Raw genomic sequence first — 13,506 nt, 5'->3', positions numbered from 1 at the left:
TGTTAGCTGTCATTCCGGAGCGGCTCGAAGAGCCGAATCCGGAATCTCGAGATTCCGGGTTCGATGCTGCGCATCGCCCCGGAATGACGAGTATGAAACATGCACTCAATTCGCACCAGCATCCAGCCGGAACGCGTTTTCGACAATACGTAGTCCCACCTCGCCGCCGAGCGACATCAGCGATTCCGGATGGAATTGCACGCCGGCGACCGGCAGGGTCTTGTGCTCCAGCGCCATGGCGACGCCGTCCTCGGTGCTGGCGGTGACGTTCAGCACCTCCGGCATGCTGTCGCGCTCGACAAAGAGCGAGTGATAGCGGCCGATGACGATCTCGTTCGGCAGGTTGCGCATCAGCCGCCCGCCCCGCACCTGGACCCGCGAGGGCCGGCCGTGGGCGGGATGGGTGAGCTGGCTGAGCTCGCCGCCGAAATATTCGCCGATCGCCTGCACGCCGAGGCAGACGCCGAACACCGGCAGTTTCTTCTCCAGCGCCGCATCGATCGTTGTCTTGATCCCGAAATCCTCAGGTCTGCCTGGTCCGGGCGACAGCACGAGCAAATCCCATTTCTTCCGCTTGAGCATGTCGAGCGCATGCACATAGCGGACCACGGTGACGTCAGCGCCAACCTGGCGGAAATAATCGGCGAGCATGTGCACGAAACTGTCGTCGTGGTCGATCAGCAGCACCTGCTTGCCCGAACCGGTGGCATCGGGCGCAAAAGTCGAGAGCGGCTTTGGCGGATCGCCGCGCAGCGCCTGGAACAAGGCAGCCGCCTTGACCTGGCACTCGCGGTCTTCCGCGGCGGGATCGGAATCGAACAGGCAGGTGGCGCCGACGCGCACTTCGGCAAGGCCATCCTTCATGCGGATGGTGCGGATGGTGAGGCCGGTGTTGATGCTGCCGTCGAAATTCACCGCACCGATCGCACCCGCATACCAGCGCCGCGGCGAGCGCTCGTGATCCTCGACGAACTGCATCGCCCAGAGCTTTGGCGCACCGGTGACGGTCACGGCCCAGGCATGGGTGAGGAAGGCGTCGAGCGCATCGAAGCCGGGGCGCAGCATGCCCTCGACATGGTCGACAGTGTGGAACAGCTTTGAGTAGGTCTCGATCTGCCGCCGCGCCAGCACCTTGATGGTGCCGGGGACGCAGACGCGCGCCTTGTCGTTGCGGTCGACGTCGGTGCACATGTTGAGCTCGAACTCGTCCTTCTCCGAGTTCAGGAGCTGGCGGATCTGCTCGGCATCGCCGATCGCGTCGGTGCCGCGCGCGATCGTGCCCGAGATCGGGCAGGTCTCGACGCGGCGCCCGTCCGAGCGCACGAACATTTCCGGCGAGGCCGAGACCAGAAACTCGCCCTCGCCGAGATTCATCAGCGCGCCATAGGGCGACGGGTTGATGACGCAGAGACGCTGGAAAACTTCGGCCGGCGAGCGGTCGCAGGGCTCGGCGAACAGCTGGCCCGGCACCGCCTCGAACAGATCGCCACGGGCGAAGGCCGCGCGCGCGGTCTCGACGGTGGCCTGATATTCGCCGGGGGCGTGATCGGCAAAGCCCTGGCGCGGCGTCTTCAGATACGGACTGTCGGCGGTCTCGCGCGGCAGGCCTTCCGTCGATTTGCCCTTCCAGGCGAAGTCGTAGGAGAGCACGACGCCGCGGCCGGTGGCGCGGTCATAGGCCAGCAGGCGATCGGGCACGTACAGCACGATGTCGCGCTGGTCTTGCTCGCGCGGACGCTTCTGCACGAGGTCCTCGATCTGGAACACGAGGTCGTAGGCGAAGGCGCCGAACAGGCCGAGCAGGCCGTCGTCACTGGCGGAGAAGGCGGCAATGATGTCGCGCACCAGCGACATCACGCTGGCGCGGCGGGTGCGCTGGTCCTCCTCGACCGGCGCATCGCCGCGGATGATGTGGCCGGCAAGGCGCGTCGCGCTCTTCTCGGAGATGACGACACAGGGCTCGCGCAAGACGTCGGCGAGGAAGGCGATCAGCACCTGCCCACGCGCGTTCAGCGCTTCCAGCTTGAAGTTGACGCCTGATGTCTCGAGCTTGAGAGGCGGATCGGAGAAGCCAAGGTCAAAACTCTCGTAGCGGCCGGGCACGGTCGTGCCCGAGGACAGCACCACGCCGCGGCGGCGGTCGAGCAGGTTGACGAGATCGTCGAGCCTGTTGGCGCCGCCGGTAAACTGCTCCGCCACGCGCGTGATCGCGAGACCCGCGCGGGTCGCGTACTCACTTCTGGCCGGGAGGGCAAAGACTGTCCTGTTCATGTGATCCTCTTGGGGTCCTCTTACGAGACTTGCCGAGGGAACGCCACACAGGACAAACGATCAGGCCGCCGCGCTGTGCTGGCGACCTTCGACGATTTTGGGAAAAGAAATCGCACCGGCCACCTCGTCAGGAGGTGCGCCACCAAAGACGGACTGGGCGGACGGCGGTGCTCATGGGGCGATACTCACCATGGCCCGGGGGCGGCGTCAAGGGTGGGCCCCGTGCCGTAGCCCGGATGGAGCGACGTCAATCTCCGCCGTCGTCCCGGCCTAGCGCGCAATTGCGCGCTAGGCCGGGACGACACTGAGATTGTGGCGCTACCATGCGCCGGTTACCCCAGATGCTTCCGGAAAAACTCCGTCGCCCGGCCCCAGGCGAGCTCGGCGGCTTCGCGGTCGTGCACGGCCTGGCGCTGCTCGTTGACGAAGGCGTGCTCGGCGTCATAGCGGAACAGCTCCAGCGACTTGCCGGCAGCCTTCATGGCCTTTTCGAAGCCGCCCACCAGCTCCGGCGTGCACCAATCGTCCTTGTTGGCGAAATGGGCCTGGAGCGGGATCTTGACGTCGGCGGGCTTGGCGGCCTGCTCCGGCGGAATGCCGTAGAACACGACGCCGGCGGCGAGCTCCGGGATCTTGGTCGCGCCGATGATGGTCACGGCACCACCGAGGCAGAAGCCGGTCAGCCCGACCTTGGCGCCGTTGCGCGACAGGTACTGCGTGGCGCCGCGCACGGTCTGCGTGGTGGCGTCCATGAAGTCGAGCGAGTTCATCTCCTTGTTGGCGGAATCCGTGTCGTGATACGGCACCACCTTGCCCTTGTAGAGATCGGGCGCCAGCGCATCGAAGCCGGCGAGCGCAAAGCGGTCGCACAGGCCCTTGATCTGGTCCGACAGGCCCCACCATTCCTGGATCACGACCACCCCCGGCGCATTGCCGCGCGCGGCATTGGCGAGATAGCCCGAGGCGTCCTTGCCGTCCGGGCGCTTGAAGGTGATGGTGGTTCCCATGGTGTCCTCCGGTGAGTTTCTGGGGGAGCGGTTGAGGGTATTTTGGCGGGTACGAGCGAATGACGCAATCCACACTCCCGTCATTCCGGGGCGCGCGATAGCGCGAGCCCGGAATCCATTGGGCCGCGGAGTTGATGGATGCATGGATTCCGGGCTCGATGCTGACGCATCGCCCCGGAATGACAACCAACAAAAAAGCCCCCTTGCGGGGGCTTTTTCATTTCGTCCCGTCTCGCGCCGCTCAGTGCGAGTCGGCCCAGACCTTCTTCTTGGTGAAGTACATCATGAACGCGAAGATGATCAGGAACACGAACACCTGGAAGCCGAGCTGCTTGCGGGCCTCCATGTGCGGCTCGGCGGTCCACATCAGGAACGTGGTGACGTCCTTGGAGTACTGCGCAACCGTGGTCGGCGAGCCGTCGTCATAGGTCACTTGGCCGTCGCTGAGCGGCTTCGGCATCTTGATGGCGTGGCCCGGGAAGTACTTGTTGAAGTACGAGCCCTCCGGGATGGTCACACCCTCCGGCACGTGGTCGTCAAACCCCTGGAGCACCGCCGCGACGTAGTCCGGGCCCTGCTCCTGGTACTGGGTGAAGAAGTCGAAGATGAACCAGGGGAAGCCGCGGCCGTAGGAGCGCGCCTTGGTGATCAACGACAGGTCGGGCGGCGCCGCGCCGCCGTTCGCCACGCGGGCGGCCTGCTCGTTCGGGAACGGCGAGGGGAAATAGTCCGCCGGCCGGCCGGGACGCTCGAACATGTCGCCGGCATCGTTCGGACCGTCCTTGACCTTGTACTCGGAGGCGAAGGCCGCCGCCTGCGCCACGGAATAGCCGGGTCCGCCGGGCTCCGCGAGGTTGCGGAAGGCGACGTAGGACAGGCCGTGGCAGCTGGCGCAGACTTCCTTGTAGACCTTCAGGCCGCGCTGGAGCGCGCCGCGGTCGAACTTGCCGAAGGGGCCGGCGAACGACCATTTGTTGCCCGGCGGCTTGTCGCTGCCTTCGGAGGCACGGGCATCCTGCAAGCTGCCGAGGAACAGCGCGCCGGCGGCGACCAGCACGATCGCCACGGAGGCCGCGGCCTTGCCGCCCTTGGCGAGAATCGCCTCCGAGATCGAGTTCGGCACCGGCCGCGGCGTCTCGATGCGCGAGAGCAGCGGCAGCACGATCAGGAAGTAGGCGAAGTAGCACACCGTCAGCACCCGGCCGGCGATCACATAGATGCCTTCCGGCGGCTGCGCGCCGAGATAGCCGAGCAGGATGCAGACCACGACGAAGATCCAGAAGAACTGCTTGGCCAGCGGACGGTACTTCGACGACCTGGTCTTGGCGGCATCGAGCCAGGGCAGGAAGCACAGGATGATGATCGCCGAGAACATCGCGATGACGCCCGCGAGCTTGTTCGGGATCGAGCGCAGGATCGCGTAGAACGGCAGGTAGTACCATTCCGGCACGATGTGCGGCGGCGTCACGCCCGGGTTCGCCGGAATGTAGTTGTCGGCATCGCCCAGATAGTTCGGCATGTAGAAGATGAACCAGGCGTAGAGCAACAGGAAGCAGGCGACGCCGAACATGTCCTTGATGGTCGCGTGCGGCGTGAACGGCACCGTGTCCTTTTCCGTCTTCGGCTCGACGCCGTCAGGATTGTTCTGGCCGGCGACGTGCAGCGCCCAGACGTGGAGCACGACCACGCCCGCGATCAGGAACGGCAGCAAATAGTGCAGCGAGAAGAAGCGGTTCAGCGTCGGGTTGCCGACCGAATAGCCGCCCCACAGCAGCGTCACGATGCTCTCGCCGACATAGGGAATGGCGGAGAACAGGTTGGTGATGACGGTGGCGCCCCAGAAGCTCATCTGGCCCCAGGGAAGCACGTAGCCCATGAAGCCGGTCGCCATCATCAAGAGGTAGATGATGACGCCGAGGATCCACAGCACCTCGCGCGGCTCCTTGTACGACCCGTAGTAAAGGCCGCGGAACATGTGGACGTAGACCGCGACGAAGAACATCGAGGCACCGACCGCGTGCATGTTGCGCAGCAGCCAGCCGTAGTTCACGTCACGGACGATCAGCTCGACCGACTTGAAGGCGAGATCGGCATTTGGCGTGTAGTGCATCGCCAGGATCACGCCGGTCAGGATCTGCATCCCCAGCATGAAGGAGAGGATGGCGCCGAAGGTCCACCAATAGTTCAGGTTGCGCGGGGTGGGATAGGCGACAAAGGAAGAGTGCATGAGACCGAGGATCGGCAGGCGCCGCTCGATCCATTGCAGGGCCGGATTGCTCGGCTGGTAGTCGGATGGTCCGCTCATGATGCGATCCTGAGGAAATATAACGACGAGACGGCGCGAAGCTTCGGACGTGGCTCCGAAGCTCAGCCGATCTGGATTTTGGTGTCGGAAACGAACTGGTACGGCGGCACCGGCAGGTTCGCGGGCGCGGGCCCCTGGCGGATGCGGCCGGACGAATCGTACTGCGAACCATGGCAGGGGCAGAAGAACCCGTCGTAATTGCCTTCATGGGCGATCGGGATGCAACCGAGATGGGTGCAGATGCCGATCACGACCAGCCACTGCTCGTGGCCGGACTTGACCCGGGCCTCGTCGGACTGCGGATCGGGCAGGCTCGCCACGTTGACGGCGCGCGCCTCGTCGATCTGCTTCTTGGTGCGGTGGCTGATGTAGATCGGCTTGCCGCGCCAGAACACCTTGATGTCCTGGCCCTCGGCGATCGGGCTGAGATCGACCTCGATCGGCGCACCGGCGGCGATCGTGGACGCATCAGGATTCATTTGCGAGATGAAGGGCCAGAGCGCGGCCGCGCCCCCTACTGCTGCAGCTGCCCCCGTTGCAACGAATAAGAAATCACGGCGTGTCGGATGGTCCGCCGAAGACGCTGTCGTCACGATTCCAACCCTTTCTTCTTATGCTGCCGGTGGAACCGCTCCAGGAGCCCCCCAAAGGTCCCCAGAACAGTGCTGCCGGCGCCCGCGGCCCCCCGCGGCGGCAGAACTTGACTTGTCCCCGCCAAAACAGCGCGAAAACAGCAGTCCAGAATCGTTCTATTGGCACCCTTGCCGGGCGAGCGCAAGCCCGCTAACGGCGGGGAAGCGTGCAATGCACGAATTCCCGGGCAGGCGATGTTTTATTGAGACATTTCCGGCCCGCAACCAGCCCGCTAGCGCCCATGCAGATCGCACTTTTCCAGCCCGACATCCCCCAGAACACCGGCACGATTCTCAGGCTGTGCGCCTGTCTGGGCATCGCCGCCCATATCATCGAACCGGCTGGGTTCCCGGTCTCCGACCGGCATTTCCGCCGGGCGGGAATGGATTACCTCGACCATGTCAGCATTACCCGCCACGACTCCTGGGCGAGGTTCGAGGAGTGGCGCGCGGCACAAGGCTACCGCCTGCTGCTGTTCACCACCAAGGCCGCCACCGATTACCGCGATTTTCATTACCAGAGCTCGGACATCCTGCTATTCGGACGCGAGAGCGCCGGCGTCACCGACGCGGTAATCGAGGCCGCCGATGCGCGGCTGGTGATCCCGATCGCGGCAGGGCTGCGATCGCTCAATGTCGCCATGAGCGCGGCGATGGCCGCAGGCGAGGCGCTGCGGCAGGTCCGGAACCCGAGCGGTCTACAGGATTGCGGTCCACAGGATTGAGGAGAGACGAGTGAGTTACGCGGTCAAGGAGATCTTCCTGACCCTGCAAGGCGAAGGCGCCCATGCCGGGCGCGCGTCGGTGTTCTGCCGCTTTGCCGGCTGCAACCTCTGGAGCGGCCGCGAGGCCGACCGCTTGGATGCGACCTGCAAGTTCTGCGACACGGATTTCGTCGGCACCGACGGCACGCTGGGCGGCCGCTATGCCTCGGCCGCGGACCTCGCCGACACCATCGCCGCACAATGGACCGCGAGCGCCGAGAACCGCTACGTGGTGCTGACCGGCGGCGAGCCGCTGCTCCAGGTCGATACCGCCCTGATCGCGGCGCTCCATGCGCGCGGCTTCGAGATCGGCGTCGAGACCAACGGCACGATCGAGGCGCCCGAAGGACTCGACTGGATCTGCGTCAGCCCGAAGGGCGGCAGCGAGCTCGTGCTGCGCCGCGGCCACGAGTTGAAGCTGGTCTACCCCCAGGCCCTCGCCGCGCCCGAGACTTTCGAAGGCCTCGCCTTCGAGCGCTTCTCGCTGCAGCCGATGGACGGGCCTGACGTCGCTGAAAACACCGCACGGGCGATCGACTACTGCCTGCATCATCCGCAATGGCGGCTCAGCGTGCAGACGCATAAATCGCTCGGCATCAGGTAGGATTGGTTTTCGAACAGATGTGGGAATTGACGAAATCGTTCCGCTTCGAGGCGGCGCATTCGCTGTCGGGAACGACCTTTGGCGCGGCGAGCGAAGAGATCCACGGCCACTCCTTCCGCGCCGAGGTGACCGTGCGCGGCACGCCCGCCCCCGACACCGGCATGGTGATCGATCTCGGCCTGCTCCAGCGCGCCATCGAGGACGTGCGGCTCGCGCTCGACCACAAGTTCCTCAACAAGATCGAGGCGCTGGGCAAGCCGACGCTGGAGAACCTGTCACGCTTCGTCTGGGAGCGGCTGGCGCATATCGGCAAGCTCACCCGCGTCAGCATCCACCGTGACAGTTGCAACGAGAGCTGCACCTATTACGGTCCGCAAGGCTGACACGATGGCATCGACAATGGACCCGACTCTGATCGAAGACCGCAAGACGCGCGCCCGCGCCTGGTTCGAGACCTTGCGCGACGACATCTGCGCGAGCTTCGAGCGCCTCGAGGATGATGCGCCCCAAGCCCTTTATCCGGGCGAAGCCGGCCGCTTCACACGCACGCCCTGGCAGCGCACCGACCACACCGGTGCGGCCGGCGGTGGCGGCGTGATGTCGATGATGCATGGCCGGCTGTTCGAGAAGGTCGGCGTGCACTGCTCGACCGTGCACGGCGAATTCGCGCCCGAGTTTCGTGCACAGATCCCCGGCGCCGCCGAGGACCCGAAGTTCTGGGCGTCCGGCATCTCGCTGATCGCGCACATGCGTAATCCGAATGTCCCTGCCGTGCACATGAACACGCGCTTCGTCGTCACCACGAAAGCCTGGTTCGGCGGCGGCGCCGATCTCACGCCGGTGCTGGACCGCCGGCGCACGCAGGAGGATGCAGACAGCATCGCCTTCCACGCGGCGATGGAGGAGGCCTGCGCGCAGCCGAACGGCGTTGCCGATTACGACAAATACAAAAAGTGGTGCGACGAGTATTTCTACCTGCCGCACCGGAAAGAGGCGCGCGGCATCGGCGGCATCTTCTACGACTGGCACGACAGCGGCGACTGGGATGCCGACCTCGCCTTCACCCAGGACGTCGGCCGCGCCTTCCTGAAGATCTATCCTGACATCGTCCGGCGCAATTTCGCGAGCGCCTGGACGGCTGCGGACCGCGAGGAGCAACTGATCCGGCGCGGCCGCTATGTCGAGTTCAACCTGCTCTATGACCGCGGCACCATCTTCGGGCTGAAGACCGGCGGCAATGTGGATTCGATCCTGTCGTCGCTGCCGCCGGAGGTGAAGTGGCCATGAGCCCCCCGATGCCGCCGCTCCCCCGCGCCATGCTGATCGACATGGACGACACCATCCTGTCCGCCTATGGCCGGCCCGAGATCGCCTGGAATACGATCGCGAACGAGTTTGCCGAGGAGCTTGCGCCGCTGCCGCCGGAGCAGGTCGCGACCGCCGTGCTGGCCTTCGCGCGAAACTTCTGGGCCAACGCTGAAGCCGCCTGGCGGATGAAGCTCGCCGAGGCGCGGCACATCACGGTCAAGGGCGGCTTTGCCGCGCTCGCGGCGGCCGGCCATCGGGCGCTACCCGACGATCTCGCCATCCGCCTCGCCGACCGCTTCACCGCCTATCGCGAGGAGGAGATGTTCGTCTTCCCCGGCGCGCATGAGGCGATCGACAAGCTCAAGGCGCTCGGTATCAAGCTGGCGCTGGTCACCAATGGCGCCGCCGACATGCAGCGCGCCAAGGTCGAGCGCTTCGAGCTCGCGCACCGCTTCCACCACATCCAGATCGAGGGCGAGCACGGTTTCGGCAAGCCCGAGGAGCGCGCCTATCTGCACGCGATGGAGGCCCTCGGCGTCACCGCCAAAGACACCTGGATGATCGGCGACAATCTGGAATGGGAAGTCGTGACGCCGCAGCGTCTCGGCATCTATGCGATCTGGATGGACGTGCATGGCGACGGCCTGCCCGAAGGCTCGACCGTCAAGCCCGACCGCATCATCCGCTCGCTGACCGAACTGGTGCCGGACCAGCCGTAACCGGGGCGCAAAAACAAAACAGCGAAAACAACCCCATGCACAGTAGCCGGATGCTGCAAAATCAAAGGCTTACGGATTTTACGAAACGCCTTTGACCCGTCGGGCAAAACAGGGGCATAATGCCATCGTCGGGTACGTGCGATGAAGACACTTCCCGTGTGAGCCGCCTCCCCGCATTCGAGCAGCCCGCGCATGGATCGCGCGAGCCATCGTCCCGCCCGTCCGTTTTCCCCGTGTCATGACCGCCTGCTAGCCTCCTCCGGGTCGATCAACCCGAAAGGACAATCCATGGACTTGAAAGCCGGCGATGTCGTGATGCTGAAATCCGGCGGCCAGCCGCTGACAGTTGCGGAGGTGAAGGAGGACGAGGTGCTCTGCCTCTGGATGGGCATGGAAGGCGATCTCTTCCGCGAGACGCTGCCGCTGGCCGCGCTCGCCCGCGTCGAGGAAGAGGACGACGAGGACGAAGAAGAGGATGACGACGAAGACGAGGAGTAGGCGCGTCTAAGACCGCCTCCTCGTCGGGTCGGGGCGTTTCGCTCCCGCGCTTCTGATGTCCGCTTCTCCGCCGACGACGGCGCGATGGCGGACATCACTGAATGTCACGGAAGAGCCGGACGCCGACATCGCAACCGCTTTGGGCGCGCAGCCTGCATTCTCCTCCGTCATCATTTGCATGGCAGTCATCCGCAGAAACCTCTTCAACCACCGGTAGTCGCACTCGGGAGTTTCGGCTAGCATTTTGTGGCGTGCAAACATTGGGACGGAATTTCCGTCCTTGAAAGGACATGTCATGAGATTGTCGTCAGGATTTGTCGCGCCTTCAGCCTTCGCTTTCTTGTCAACGGTCTTGCTGTGCAGCCCGGCGGTGTCGCAACCCGCAACAAGCTCCCCCACCCAGGTTCCCTCCGTCACGGTCGATGCGCCAAGGCAGGCGGCAAGGCCGAAGCAGGTGGTCAACACCGGTGCATCTCGCCCGACATCGTCAACCCGCCACATACGATCGGCAACCGCTCAACCGTCATCCGGTCGAACGCCATCGCCAGCACCGGGTTCACCATTGGCGAGGATTGCCGCGCTGGAGAAGCGCGCCAGCAGTTGCAACGGTGGCTGTCAAACAAGCTTCAGACACGGCAAGGATCCCTGGGTCGGGTGCAGCGAGTCGGGCGGCGGACAAACCGATGCACCTTTCTCGCCGACCTGCACAGATACCATCACTCACAAAAACTACGTGGATTGCGTCGAGACCAAGGTGTTCCTGGGCGACTACCGGAACAGAGCCTACTGGATCTGCAGCAGCCTCTCCGCCGGCAACAAGTTTCAAGTTGCCGATCTCAAGCGAGCAAAGCGCTAGCGCTAAAGCGTTTCGAGCGAGCCGGATATTGGTTCGCTCGAAAGCGATCAGAGCGCTCCGCTCCGGCGCTCCTGATGTCCGCTTCTCCGGAGGACGATCTGCGCAATTCGGTTCATCTCTTTCTGCTGGCTGCGGCCTGGCTGCTGAGTTCGTTCGCATCTGCCGAGCCATTCCGAGCGGCGATTTCGCGACTAAGCGTACCGGGCGAGACCTCGTTCGACGTCCTGATTGCTTATCCGACGGCGGCATCCGAGACCGAGTTGGTAGAGGGCCCGTTCAAATTCCGGGCGAGCAAAGATGGTCCGATCGCGCCGGATAGCGTTTTTCCCATTGTTCTGTTCGCGAAGGGAAATGGAAGCGCTGCGGGGTCCCCGTTGGTGCATCATGATCTGATACTGCGTTTGGCGCGCGAAGGATTTGTCGTCGTCGCGCCGTACTACCCAAATACGCCTCGACCTTTCATCACTCGGCCGAGACAAACACGTAGCGCGCTCGAGGCCGCCGCCGCAGACGAGCGTCTTTCCGGACATGTCGATCCCAACCGGATCGGAATGACGGGCTATTCTTTCGGTGGTGCCGTGACACTCATCATGGCAGGAGCGAAACCAAATTTGGCGCTGTTGTCGGCATATTGTCGCGAACATGGAGACGATCTGAAAGCCTGCGAGGGCGTATCGACCGATGGTTCTTGGGCCAACATTCCAAGTCGGAGATCGGATTATGTCATTCCATTGAAAGCGCTCGTTCTCCTCGAACCGCTCGGAGCGCCTTTTGGAAGCGACGATCTGATTGCATTGAACATGCCGATCTTGATCTATCGCGCATTGCAATCGGATCTCAGGGCAGACGGTAATGCCTTGTCATTGGTCCGAAACTTACCTGGATCGCCGCGCCAAGCCTCAGTCCCCGGTGGTCACGGTATTTTTCTCGCTCCATGTCCACCGACACTTAACGTACTCTGCAGCGACCCTCCGGATGTCGATCGGATAGCAATTCACGACAGGGTCGGGGATGAGGTCGTCGATTTCTTTCGCTCAAATTTGTGACTCCCCAATTACGGTGATGGCACTGTCACTGCAATGCCAGTCCGCTCCGCCATGCCAAGCGGACCTCAATGACTTGTGCGGCGACGTCGCAGACGGGTCAAAAGGTGACGTCGCGCGTCACTTTCCTAGCGTGGCGACAAACTGGCGGTGTCGTTCAAGCCACTCCGGCTTTTGCAAACCGATGACCTGAACACAAAGTTCGACGCATTCATTGCAGATCGCGCCAGCGGTTTGCTGGCCTTTTGGGTTCACGGATACCGCGTTGACGACGGAAGCAACTTCTCTCGGCTCCTTTCCGCAAAAGGAGCAAATTAAGTCGGAGTTCGTCATCCTCTGATCCTTCCGCCAGCCGAATTCAGTCACCCGGTGGTTCGCAGATTGAGATGATCTTATACAACCTTGCCGATGTCGGCGATGGGCCGAAAGAGGACTCACGCGCCGCAACGAAGCGGTCTAGCCGATCACCTCGTCGGCGAGTGCGAGCAGCTTGTCTGCAGCCGACCTCTCAACGAAAGCTACTGCTTTGGCCCTTCGGCGGCGGCCGTGGCCATATATTTCGAATAGAGTTCAGCAATCCGCGCGCGCCACATTCCGACGAACGCTCCGGATGTCAGCTTGTCGACCGATTTCCACGCCTGCTTGACGGCCGGAAGAGTGTTCCGCCAGATCGCACGTTTGCACCATTTCTCGCCTTTTTCCTTACCCTCGCCGGTGGCACACATTGATTTCCAGGCGATGCGATCGGGTTGGCTGATGTGCTCGGCGGCGCCTTCCCAGCCCTGTTGATGGATCAAGTAAAGATCGCTCAAGGTCGGCTTCTGGTGCGTCACCCACTCGAACAGCACGCCTTCGGTAATGACCTTGTAGGCTGCCGCTACGGCGTTGTCGCGGGGACTGCGAATCTGCCCCGAGCCGAACTTGTTGAACTCATATTCACTCAGTTGGAACAGGCCGATATACGACCCGGTGCGTTGCTTGGGGTCGAACCCGGACTCGACCTTCGCGACCGCTTTCATGAAATTGAAATCGAGACCGAACGCATCGGACGCGCGCTTGATCTCCTCGATCGGCGTTCCGACCACGGTGTCCTTGAGCGACCTCAGCACGATATCCGCCGGCTTCTCGGCGGGCGGATATTCGGACCATATGTAATAGATCAGATACCGGAAATCCTGGCTCGCCGGCGCGGGGCTGGAAGCATCATCCAATGCATCGCGCATTGCCGGCACCGGCTGCGCAGCATCACGGTGGTCCAATGCGTTCGATTTCGTCGCGTTGGAATCGTCATCGATTTTGGCTTGGGCAACCAGTGACCGACCAGAAGCCGTCCCGGAGACCGACCCGAGCGTTGCTCCAGGCGTCTCCGCTACGGCCCGATGAATCATCCCCGTGGATGCAATGACACCCACGATGCAGGCGGCCTGCAAGGCTTTCATTGCCCCCCAACTCCGCGGCAGGGTTCCCAAGCGAAAGCTACACCCGTATTCCCCGCTGTC

At 63.5% G+C, this 13,506-nt stretch carries 15 protein-coding genes; 8 read left to right on the top strand and 7 right to left on the bottom strand.

The features are described from left to right. Positions 1-105: 105 nt before the first annotated feature. From JQ635_RS09670 to petA, 4 genes are all read right to left on the bottom strand, one after another. Positions 106-2,271 carry an anthranilate synthase component I gene (locus JQ635_RS09670; RefSeq protein WP_211409628.1) on the bottom strand — a complete coding sequence of 722 codons (2,166 nt, stop codon included), beginning with the start codon at positions 2,269-2,271 and terminating at the stop codon, positions 106-108. A gap of 332 nt (positions 2,272-2,603) precedes the next feature. Continuing rightward, on the bottom strand, positions 2,604-3,278 hold the full coding sequence (locus JQ635_RS09665) for a dienelactone hydrolase family protein (protein ID WP_211409627.1): 675 nt from the start codon (positions 3,276-3,278) through the stop codon (positions 2,604-2,606). Between the two features lie 241 nt (positions 3,279-3,519). Next, on the bottom strand, positions 3,520-5,583 hold the full coding sequence (gene fbcH / locus JQ635_RS09660; protein WP_211409626.1) for a cytochrome b/c1: 2,064 nt from the start codon (positions 5,581-5,583) through the stop codon (positions 3,520-3,522). A 62-nt stretch (positions 5,584-5,645) separates the two neighbouring features. Then, positions 5,646-6,176 carry a ubiquinol-cytochrome c reductase iron-sulfur subunit gene (petA, locus tag JQ635_RS09655; RefSeq protein WP_011085272.1) on the bottom strand — a complete coding sequence of 177 codons (531 nt, stop codon included), beginning with the start codon at positions 6,174-6,176 and terminating at the stop codon, positions 5,646-5,648. 281 nt (positions 6,177-6,457) lie between these two features. Here petA and JQ635_RS09650 point away from each other — a divergent pair, with 281 nt between their 5' ends. The 6 genes from JQ635_RS09650 to JQ635_RS09625 all read left to right on the top strand — a co-directional run bounded on the left by JQ635_RS09650 (position 6,458) and on the right by JQ635_RS09625 (position 10,108). Then, positions 6,458-6,940 (top strand): tRNA (cytidine(34)-2'-O)-methyltransferase, encoded by a 483-nt coding sequence (locus JQ635_RS09650; RefSeq protein ID WP_211409625.1) that lies wholly within the window; start codon positions 6,458-6,460, stop codon positions 6,938-6,940. Between the two features lie 10 nt (positions 6,941-6,950). Next, positions 6,951-7,583: a 7-carboxy-7-deazaguanine synthase gene (queE, locus tag JQ635_RS09645; RefSeq protein ID WP_211409624.1), complete on the top strand. Its 633-nt coding sequence runs from the start codon at positions 6,951-6,953 to the stop codon at positions 7,581-7,583. Between the two features lie 17 nt (positions 7,584-7,600). Further along, complete coding sequence (locus JQ635_RS09640; RefSeq protein ID WP_211409864.1) at positions 7,601-7,966, top strand: 6-pyruvoyl trahydropterin synthase family protein; 366 nt, start codon at positions 7,601-7,603, stop codon at positions 7,964-7,966. Positions 7,967-7,982: 16 nt separating this feature from the next. After that, positions 7,983-8,870 (top strand): oxygen-dependent coproporphyrinogen oxidase, encoded by an 888-nt coding sequence (hemF, locus tag JQ635_RS09635; protein WP_246583409.1) that lies wholly within the window; start codon positions 7,983-7,985, stop codon positions 8,868-8,870. A gap of 8 nt (positions 8,871-8,878) precedes the next feature. Then, positions 8,879-9,610, top strand: coding sequence for an HAD family hydrolase (locus tag JQ635_RS09630; RefSeq protein WP_246583408.1), 732 nt, complete (start codon positions 8,879-8,881; stop codon positions 9,608-9,610). 288 nt (positions 9,611-9,898) lie between these two features. Then, positions 9,899-10,108: a YodC family protein gene (locus JQ635_RS09625; protein ID WP_211409621.1), complete on the top strand. Its 210-nt coding sequence runs from the start codon at positions 9,899-9,901 to the stop codon at positions 10,106-10,108. A 6-nt stretch (positions 10,109-10,114) separates the two neighbouring features. On the opposite strand, the gene JQ635_RS38940 is transcribed toward JQ635_RS09625, so the two are convergent. Next, the gene (locus JQ635_RS38940) at positions 10,115-10,573 is read right to left on the bottom strand and encodes a hypothetical protein (RefSeq protein ID WP_246583407.1); all 459 of its coding nucleotides are present in this window, start codon (positions 10,571-10,573) and stop codon (positions 10,115-10,117) included. A gap of 97 nt (positions 10,574-10,670) precedes the next feature. Between JQ635_RS38940 and JQ635_RS38935 the strand changes: the two genes are divergently transcribed. Together JQ635_RS38935 and JQ635_RS09615 are read left to right on the top strand one after the other, a co-directional pair. Next, on the top strand, positions 10,671-10,964 hold the full coding sequence (locus tag JQ635_RS38935) for a hypothetical protein (RefSeq protein WP_246583406.1): 294 nt from the start codon (positions 10,671-10,673) through the stop codon (positions 10,962-10,964). Between the two features lie 74 nt (positions 10,965-11,038). After that, a complete protein-coding gene (locus JQ635_RS09615) occupies positions 11,039-12,010 on the top strand; it encodes an alpha/beta hydrolase family protein (RefSeq protein ID WP_211409619.1) in 972 nt (323 codons plus the stop codon). Between the two features lie 117 nt (positions 12,011-12,127). On the opposite strand, the gene JQ635_RS09610 is transcribed toward JQ635_RS09615, so the two are convergent. After that, the gene (locus JQ635_RS09610) at positions 12,128-12,340 is read right to left on the bottom strand and encodes a ClpX C4-type zinc finger protein (RefSeq protein WP_211409618.1); all 213 of its coding nucleotides are present in this window, start codon (positions 12,338-12,340) and stop codon (positions 12,128-12,130) included. A 185-nt stretch (positions 12,341-12,525) separates the two neighbouring features. Beyond that, a complete protein-coding gene (locus tag JQ635_RS09605; RefSeq protein ID WP_246583405.1) occupies positions 12,526-13,446 on the bottom strand; it encodes a transglycosylase in 921 nt (306 codons plus the stop codon). Positions 13,447-13,506 lie beyond the last annotated feature (60 nt).

The organism is Bradyrhizobium iriomotense, assembly GCF_018130765.1.
GTDB lineage: Bacteria > Pseudomonadota > Alphaproteobacteria > Rhizobiales > Xanthobacteraceae > Bradyrhizobium > Bradyrhizobium iriomotense_A.
The sequence above is the reverse complement of the archived record's forward strand: the minus strand, read 5'-3'. Positions and strand labels throughout refer to the sequence as shown.

Coding starts and splice junctions, on each gene's coding strand:
- JQ635_RS09630 (WP_246583408.1), top strand. CDS start 8,879: ATGCCGCCGCTCCCCCGCGCCATGCTGATCGACATGGACGACACCATC.
- JQ635_RS09650 (WP_211409625.1), top strand. CDS start 6,458: ATGCAGATCGCACTTTTCCAGCCCGACATCCCCCAGAACACCGGCACG.
- hemF (WP_246583409.1), top strand. CDS start 7,983: ATGGACCCGACTCTGATCGAAGACCGCAAGACGCGCGCCCGCGCCTGG.
- JQ635_RS09670 (WP_211409628.1), bottom strand. CDS start 2,271: ATGAACAGGACAGTCTTTGCCCTCCCGGCCAGAAGTGAGTACGCGACC.
- JQ635_RS09625 (WP_211409621.1), top strand. CDS start 9,899: ATGGACTTGAAAGCCGGCGATGTCGTGATGCTGAAATCCGGCGGCCAG.
- fbcH (WP_211409626.1), bottom strand. CDS start 5,583: ATGAGCGGACCATCCGACTACCAGCCGAGCAATCCGGCCCTGCAATGG.
- JQ635_RS09640 (WP_211409864.1), top strand. CDS start 7,601: ATGTGGGAATTGACGAAATCGTTCCGCTTCGAGGCGGCGCATTCGCTG.
- JQ635_RS09615 (WP_211409619.1), top strand. CDS start 11,039: ATGTCCGCTTCTCCGGAGGACGATCTGCGCAATTCGGTTCATCTCTTT.
- JQ635_RS09665 (WP_211409627.1), bottom strand. CDS start 3,278: ATGGGAACCACCATCACCTTCAAGCGCCCGGACGGCAAGGACGCCTCG.
- JQ635_RS09605 (WP_246583405.1), bottom strand. CDS start 13,446: ATGAAAGCCTTGCAGGCCGCCTGCATCGTGGGTGTCATTGCATCCACG.
- JQ635_RS09610 (WP_211409618.1), bottom strand. CDS start 12,340: ATGACGAACTCCGACTTAATTTGCTCCTTTTGCGGAAAGGAGCCGAGA.